The following is a 7,531-nucleotide window of genomic DNA, read 5'->3' on the forward strand; positions in this document are numbered from 1 at the left end:
CGGTGGCCCGGGCCGCGGCCGACTACGGCGCCGTCGTCGGGGCGCTGGCCTCGCCGGCCCGCCGCCTCGTGGTCGAGCGCAACCTCCGCCGGGTGCGGCCCGGGATCAGGGGCGCCGACCTGCGCCGGGCCGTGCTCGCCACCTTCCGCTCCTACGCCCGCTACTGGGCCGAGTCGTTCCGGCTGCCGTCCCGCACCCCGGCCGAGCTCGACGCGGCGATGAGCGTCGAGGGCTTCGAGCACATCACCGCCGCCCTCGACAGCGGCTCCGGGGCCATCCTCGCCCTGCCCCACCTCGGCTTCTGGGAATGGGCCGGGTTCTGGCTGGCCAGGGTGAAGGCCGTCCCGGTCAGCGTGGTCGTCGAGCCCCTCGACCCGCCCGACGTGTTCGACTGGTTCACCTCGTTCCGCCGCTCGCTCGGCATGGAGGTCATCCCGCTCGGCCCGTCGGCCGGCACCCAGGTGGTGCGGGCGCTCAAGGCCAACCACGTCGTGTGCCTGCTGTGCGACCGCGACCTGGCCGGCGGCGGGGTCGAGGTCGACTTCTTCGGCGAGCGGACCACCCTCCCGGCCGGGCCGGCCACCCTGTCCCTTCGCACGGGCGCGGCGCTGCTGCCGACCGCCGTCTACGACTGGAGCGGCCGCCACCACGGCGTCGTCCGCCCGCCGCTCGCCCTCCCCGCGAGGGGCCGCCTGCGCGACGACGTCGCCACCCTGACCCAGCGCCTCGCCTTGGAGCTGGAGGGCCTCATCCGGGCCGCCCCCGAGCAGTGGCACCTGATGCAGCCGAACTGGCCGAGCGACCGGGCCGCCGTCGCCGCGCTCGCCCGCCGCTGAGGCCCGGCCGGCGCCGGGCCCGCTAGGCCCGGCCGGTCCACACGGGCAGCGGCGCCGGGATGCGGGGCAGGTCGCCGCCGACCGAGCCGAAGCGGTCCGACCCGGCCTCCCAGTCGGCCCTGGCCCGGTCGATCTCGTCCCGTGTCCTGGCGACGAAGTTCCACCACATGAGCGGCGGCTCCCCGAACGGCTCGCCGCCGAGGAGCAGGGCGACGGTCGGCCGGTCGGCCTCGACGCGGAGCTCCTCCCGGCCGGTGCCGAGGTAGGCCAGCGCGCCCGGCCCGACCGGCTCCTCGTCGACGGCCAGCTCGCCCTCGAGCACGACGACGGCGTGCTCGAACGCCGGGTCGAGGGGCACCGTCGCCACCCCGATCGCCGTGCGCAGCTCGACGCCGAGCAGCGGCGTGTCGGCCCTGGCCGCCGACCGGGCGCCGGGCAGCTCGCCGACCAGCACGGTCGCCGTGAACCCGCCCAGCCCGGCCGCCGGCAGCTCGGCGTGGTGCTCGAAGGCCGGGTCGCCGTCGCGGGTGCCGTCGGGCTGGGCCACCCACAGCTGGACGCCGTGGACGCGACCGCCGTCCCCGGCCGGGTCGCTTGAGGCCTCCGCGTGGGCGACGCCCCGGCCGGCCGTCATCAGGTTCAGCTGCCCTGGGCGGATCGGCTGCTCGCTGCCCAGGCTGTCCCGGTGCACCACCTCGCCCTCGACCAGCCAGGTGACGGTGTGCAGGCCGACGTGGGGGTGGGGGCCGACCCGGAGGCCGACGTCGGCGGCCAGGTCGGCCGGGCCCATGTGGTCGACGAAGCACCAGGCCCCGACCGTCCGTCGCTGCCGGCGGGGGAGCGCCCGGCGGACGGTCACCCCGCCGACCTCGGTGGACCGGCTCGGGCTCAGGTCGAAGGTCGGGCGGGCGGCGGCGGGCCGGTCGACGGGGGCCGGCGCGGCGTCGTCGGTGCTGACGGGACCGCTCATCCCGGCGACCCTACGGCGCGCCCGGCAGCGGCGCCTCGCCGGGCCACGCGGCGGCGGGCTACGGCGGGCCGGGCCGGGGCGCCTCCCTCGGCGCGCCGGCCAGCAGCTCGTGGAGGCGGGCCAGTGCGGCCGGGTCGGCGAGGACGAGGGCGGCATCGCCGGCCCGCAGGTCGGTGGCGCCGGTCGGCACGACGTACCGCCCGTCCCGGCGCACCAGCACCACCAGGGCGCCCGCGGGCAGCCCCAGGTCCACGAGGCGGCGGCCGGCCGCCGGCGAGCCCGGCCCGACCACCACCTCGTGCAGCTCGGTGTCGTCGCCGATGGCGCCGACGGCCTCGATCGGCGGTGGTGGCGGCGGCGGGGTGGGCGACTCCACGCCGAGGGCCCGGGCGACGACGCCGATCGTCGTCCCCTGCACCAGCACCGAGGCGAGCACGACGAAGAACACGGCGTCGAAGAGCAGCGCCGCCTCGGGGATCCCCTCGACGAGCGGGAACGTCGCCAGCACGATCGGCACCGCGCCCCGCAGGCCCACCCAGGCGACGAGCACGGTGTCCCGGAGCGGCAGCCCGGTGGGGAGCAGGGTGACGGCGGCGGCGAGGGGGCGGGCGACGAGGATCAGCGCGGCGGCGACGAGCAGGCCCGGTCCCACCACGTCGGGCAGCTCCGACGGGAACACGAGCAGCCCGAGGACGAGGAACATGGCGATCTGGGCCAGCCAGGCCATCCCGTCGTGGAAGCGCAGGACGCTGCGGCGGTGCAGGAAGTCCCGCCGGCCGATGGCCAGGCCGGCGACGTACACGGCCAGGAACCCGCTCCCGTGCAGGACCACGGCGGTGCCGTACGTGCCGACGGCGACGGCCACGGTGACGACCGGGAACAGCCCCTCCTGGGAGTGGCGGAGCCGGTTCAGGCCCCGCACGGCGGCGGCCGCCACCACCAGCCCGACGGCCGCGCCGACCGCCACCTCCACGAGGAGCGTGGGGAGCAGGCCGACCACCGAGCGGTCGGGCTCGGTGATGACGGTGAGCAGGGCGACCGTGAGGAAGACGGCCATCGGGTCGTTGCCGCCGGACTCGAGCTCGAGGAGGTGGTCGAGCCCGCCGCGGAGGTGGAGTGCCCGCGAGCGCAGCTCGGCGAACACGGCGGCCGCGTCGGTCGAGGCGACGACGGCGCCGAGGAGCAGCCCGACCTCGATCGGGAGGTCGAGCGCCCAGGCGGCGGCCACGCCCGCGACCGCCGCCGTCACCACCACGCCGGCCGTGGCCAGCCCGAGCGCCCGGCCGGCCTGGGACCGGGCCGCCCCCCAGTCGGTCGACAGGCCGCCGGCGAACAGGATCAGGGCGAGGGCGATGACGCCGACGTCCTGGGCCAGCCGGGCGTCGTCGAAGGCGATGCCGCCGGGCCCGTCCGAGCCGGCCAGCATCCCGACGCCGAGGAACAGGAGGAGCGCCGGCACGCCGAACCGGGCGCCGACCCGGCTGGCGACGACCGCGGCCAGCACGAGCGCGGCGGCCACGGCCATCCCGGCCCCGAGCTCATGCACCCTCCCGCCGCCCCCCTGCCGGGTGGCGCGCCCCCCGCCCGCCGCCGCCCGCCTTGGCGCCGAGGCATTCGCCCGGTCGAACGTGCCGGTCGGAGCCGGCGGCGGCAAGGTCGTCGGCCGGTCGGACGGCCACCTCGGCGATGGCCGTCCCGGGGCCCGCCTCGAGCGCCGGTCGGGGGTCCCGGTGTGCGGCGACGGCGCCGTGCCGGGCGCCCGCCTCGGTGGCCGGCCCGGGCATCCCGCCAGCGTACGGCCCTGGTGGGCCCGGCCGGAAGTACCGTGATGGGCGATGCGGATCGGCGTGGTGTGCCCCTACAGCCTCACCATGCCGGGCGGGGTGCAGGGCCAGGTCCTCGCGCTGGCCCGGGTGCTGCGGGCCGCCGGCCACGAGGCGCGGGTCCTCGCCCCCTGCGACGGTCCGCCGCCCGACGCCGGCGTCACCCCGCTCGGCAAGAGCATCCCGACGGCCGCCAACGGCTCCGTCGCCCCGATCGCCCCCGACCCCGCCTGCGCCCTGCGCACCATCCGGGCCCTGCGCGACGAGGAGTTCGAGGTCCTCCACCTCCACGAGCCGCTCGCGCCCGGGCCGACGATGACGACCCTGATCTTCAAGAGCGCCCCGACCGTCGGCACGTTCCACGCGGCCGGCGGCAGCGCCGCCTACCGGTGGCTGCGGCCCGGCGTCCGGGCCCTGGCCGACCGCCTCGACCACCGGTGCGCGGTGTCCGAGGACGCGACGGCCATGGCCGCCAAGGCGCTCGGCGGCGAGTACACGCTCGTGTGGAACGGGATCGAGGTCGAGCGCTACGCCAAGGCGCCGGCCTGGCCGACCGAGGGCCCGACGATCCTGTTCGTCGGCCGCCACGAGCCCCGCAAGGGGCTGGCCGTGCTGCTCGACGCCATGGAGCACCTGCCGGCCGACGTGCGCCTGTGGGTGGCCTCCGACGGGCCCGACACCCCGGCCCTCCGGGCCCGCACGGCGGGCGACCCGAGGGTCGAGTGGCTGGGGCGGATCGGCGAGGACGAGAAGGCGTCGCGGCTCCAGGGGGCCGACGTGTTCTGCGCCCCGTCCCTCCACGGCGAGTCGTTCGGGGTGGTGCTGCTCGAGGCGATGGCGGCCTCGACGCCGGTCGTCGCCAGCGACCTGCCCGGCTACCGCAACGTCGCCCGGGGCGACGTGGACGCGCTGCTCGTCCCGCCGGGCGACGCCGGCGCGCTGGCCGCAGCGCTGCGCAGGGTGCTCGACGGCGGGCCGCTCGCCGCCGAGCTGGCCGCCGCCGGCGAGCGCCGGGCGGCCGAGTTCTCGATGGAGCACCTGGCCGACCGGTACCTCGAGATCTACGCCGGCGTCGTGTGAGCCCGGCGGCCGTACCCCGCCGCACCGCGGGCGACCCGTAGACTCGCCGCCGTCGAACACCGGAGGAACCGATGGTCGTCCTGCTGATCGTCCTCGCCATCGTCGTGCTGCTCGTGATCTTCGTGATCTGGCAGTACAACGCGCTCGTCAAGCTGCGGAACCGGATCGAGAACGCCTGGGCGCAGATCGACGTCCAGCTCAAGCGGCGCTACGACCTCATCCCGAACCTGGTCGAGACCGTGAAGGGCTACGCGTCGCACGAGCGGGCGACGCTCGAGGCCGTCATCCAGGCGAGGAACCAGGGCATCCAGGCCCAGGGGCCGCGAGAGCAGGCCCAGGCCGAGAACGTGATCAGCGGGGCGCTGCGCCAGCTGTTCGCCCTGTCCGAGGCGTACCCGGACCTCAAGGCGAACCAGAACTTCCTGAACCTGCAGGAGGAGCTGACCGGCACCGAGGGCCGGATCGCCTACGCCCGGCAGTTCTACAACGACACCGTCTACCGCTACAACACGAAGATCCAGACGTTCCCGGGCGTCGTGTTCGCCGGCCCCATGCGGTTCTCCCAGCGGGAGTACTTCGAGGCCGAGGGCGAGAGCCGCGGCCCCGTGCAGGTCAAGTTCTAGGGCGGGGGCGCGCCGCTGTACGACGAGGTCGCCTCCAACAAGCGCCGCTCGGCGCTGCTGATCGTCGCCTTCGTCCTGCTCGTGGGCCTGGTCGCGCTGGCCTTCGACTGGGTGCTCGGCTACGGCGTCGCCGGGCTGGTGATCGCCCTGGTCGTGGCCGGGGTGGCGGCCTTCGTCGCCTACTGGAAGAGCGACGCCGTGGCCCTCGCCATGAGCCGGGCCCGGCCGGCCGACGAGCTGCGCTACGCCCGGCTCCACAACCTGGTCGAGGGGCTGTGCATCGCGAGCGGCCTCCCGAAGCCCCGGCTCTACGTGGTCGACGACCCGGCACCCAACGCGTTCGCCACCGGGCGCAACCCGAAGCACGCGGCGCTCGCCGTCACCACCGGGCTGCTCGAGAAGATGAACCGCATCGAGCTCGAGGCGGTGCTGGCCCACGAGCTCAGCCACGTGAAGAACTACGACATCCTCGTGTCGACCCTCGCCGTCACCCTCGTCGGCGTCGTCGTGCTGCTGGCCGACTGGGCGCTGCGGTTCATGTGGTGGGGCGGCGGGCGGCGCAACCGGGACGGCGGCGCGCCGGCCGGCGCCATCGTCGCCGTCCTCGGCCTCGTGCTGCTGCTCCTCTCGCCCCTGTTCGCCCGGCTCATGCAGGCCGCGGTGAGCCGGCGGCGGGAGGCGCTGGCCGACGTGTCCGGCGTCGACCTCACCCGCTACCCGCCCGGGCTGATCTCGGCGCTCGAGAAGCTGCGGGACGACACGACCGTCGTGCACAGCGGGTCGCGGGCGACCGCCCACCTCTGGATCGAGTCGCCGCTCGCCCGCACCTCGGCCGAGGGCCCGTTCGCCCGCTTCAACCGGATGTTCGACACCCACCCGCCCCTCGAGGACCGCATCGCCGCCCTCCGTGAGCTCTGAGCGGGCTCGCCTGGCGATCCTCGCCGGGCTCCTCGCCGCCATCGTGCTCGTCGCCGGCGCGGTGGTCGCCGTCCGCCTCCGCAACGGGGACGAGGAGCCGCCGCCGGCCACCACGCCGTCGGGCGCGCCGGCCTGGCCGCTGACCGGGCTGCCGGCGGGCGAGGACGACGACGTCGGGCGGCCCGTGCTCGTCGTGAAGATCGACAACGCCGACCCGCCGGCCCGGCCCCAGTCCGGCCTCAACCAGGCCGACGTCGTCTACGAGGAGATGGTCGAGGGGAGCGTCACCCGCTTCGCCGCCCTCTTCCACTCCGGCGGCGCCGACCCGCTCGGCCCCGTCCGCTCGGCCCGCTCCACCGACGTCGCCCTGCTCACGCCGCTGCACGGCCCGCTGTTCGCCTGGGCCGGCGCCAACCCCGAGTTCACCGCGCTGGTGCGGGCCGCCCCGCTGGTCGACGTGGGCTTCGAGGTGGCCGCCGACGCCTACGAGCGCACCGAGGACCGGCACCCGCCGTACAACCTGTACTCGAGCACCGACGCGCTGCGGGCCCACACGCCCGACGACGCCGAGCCGCCGCCCCAGCTCTTCGAGTTCCGGGCGGCCGGCGAGCCGGCGGCCGGCCGCGACGTGGGCTGGGTGCGGGTCGACTTCGGGGGCGGCGCCGGCAGCGCGCCGGTCGACTGGACCTGGGACGCCGCCGCCGGCGGCTGGGACCGGGCCCAGGCCGGGTCGCCGCACGTCGACGCGGCGGGGGAGCAGGTGTCGCCGGCCAACGTCGTCGTCCAGTTCGTGCCGTACACGATCGTCGGGTGCTGCGACGCCAGCGGCGCGCCGATCCCCGAGGCCCAGCTGGTCGGGGAGGGCGACGCCTGGCTGCTGTCGGGCGGCCGGCTGGTCGAGGGCCGGTGGCGCAAGCCGTCGGCCGACTCGGTGACGACCTACGTGGACGCCGCCGGCGCCGCCTTCCGCCTGGCGCCGGGCCGGACGTGGGTGGCGCTGGCGCCGCCCGGGGCGGCGGCCGTCGTCGGCTGACCCTGGCACGGCGGCGCCGCTGCTGTCAGGGTGGGCGTCGTGAGGTGGACGCGGGCCGTCCTCGTGGTCGGCGCCGTCGCGCTCGGCGCGGCGTGGGCGCAGCCGGCCGGGACGGTCGAGGTCGCCCCGGCCGCCGTCGACTTCGGCGCCGTCGAGGTGGGCGACGCGGCGACGGCGACGGTCACGGTGCGGGCCGTCGGCGGCCCGGTCGAGTACGACCACGCCGAGGTGACGGCGCCGGCGTTCAC

The 7,531-nt window shown here is 76.7% G+C and carries 8 protein-coding genes; 6 read left to right on the forward strand and 2 right to left on the reverse strand.

The window, feature by feature from the left end; genetic code table 11:
- A partial coding sequence (locus VGB14_21040) for a phosphatidylinositol mannoside acyltransferase (GenBank protein ID HEX9995417.1) occupies positions 1–836 on the forward strand: 836 nt, incomplete at its 5' end.
- Positions 837–858: 22 nt separating this feature from the next.
- On the opposite strand, the gene VGB14_21045 is transcribed toward VGB14_21040, so the two are convergent.
- Both VGB14_21045 and VGB14_21050 read right to left on the reverse strand, forming a co-directional pair.
- Positions 859–1,806, reverse strand: a complete 948-nt coding sequence (locus VGB14_21045) for a pirin family protein (GenBank protein ID HEX9995418.1) — start codon at positions 1,804–1,806, stop codon at positions 859–861.
- A 58-nt stretch (positions 1,807–1,864) separates the two neighbouring features.
- The gene (locus VGB14_21050) at positions 1,865–3,352 is read right to left on the reverse strand and encodes a potassium/proton antiporter (protein ID HEX9995419.1); all 1,488 of its coding nucleotides are present in this window, start codon (positions 3,350–3,352) and stop codon (positions 1,865–1,867) included.
- Positions 3,353–3,641: 289 nt separating this feature from the next.
- On the opposite strand from VGB14_21050, the gene VGB14_21055 reads away from it, so the two are divergent.
- The 5 genes from VGB14_21055 to VGB14_21075 all read left to right on the forward strand — a co-directional run.
- Entirely contained in the window at positions 3,642–4,709 is a 1,068-nt protein-coding gene (locus tag VGB14_21055; protein ID HEX9995420.1) for a glycosyltransferase family 4 protein, read from the forward strand.
- Positions 4,710–4,780: 71 nt separating this feature from the next.
- Positions 4,781–5,332, forward strand: a complete 552-nt coding sequence (locus VGB14_21060) for a LemA family protein (GenBank protein HEX9995421.1) — start codon at positions 4,781–4,783, stop codon at positions 5,330–5,332.
- Between the two features lie 81 nt (positions 5,333–5,413).
- Entirely contained in the window at positions 5,414–6,250 is an 837-nt protein-coding gene (locus tag VGB14_21065; GenBank protein HEX9995422.1) for a M48 family metallopeptidase, read from the forward strand.
- Positions 6,240–7,283, forward strand: a complete 1,044-nt coding sequence (locus tag VGB14_21070) for a DUF3048 domain-containing protein (protein ID HEX9995423.1) — start codon at positions 6,240–6,242, stop codon at positions 7,281–7,283. Before VGB14_21065 ends, VGB14_21070 begins: the two co-directional genes overlap by 11 nt.
- A 39-nt stretch (positions 7,284–7,322) precedes the next feature.
- Positions 7,323–7,531, forward strand: a 209-nt coding sequence (locus VGB14_21075) for a hypothetical protein (GenBank protein HEX9995424.1), incomplete at its 3' end; no start/stop codon positions are given.

This window comes from Acidimicrobiales bacterium, assembly GCA_036399815.1.
In the GTDB taxonomy this organism is placed as follows: Bacteria; Actinomycetota; Acidimicrobiia; order Acidimicrobiales; family DASWMK01; genus DASWMK01.

Coding starts and splice junctions, on each gene's coding strand:
- VGB14_21045 (HEX9995418.1), bottom strand. CDS start 1,806: ATGAGCGGTCCCGTCAGCACCGACGACGCCGCGCCGGCCCCCGTCGAC.
- VGB14_21055 (HEX9995420.1), top strand. CDS start 3,642: ATGCGGATCGGCGTGGTGTGCCCCTACAGCCTCACCATGCCGGGCGGG.
- VGB14_21060 (HEX9995421.1), top strand. CDS start 4,781: ATGGTCGTCCTGCTGATCGTCCTCGCCATCGTCGTGCTGCTCGTGATC.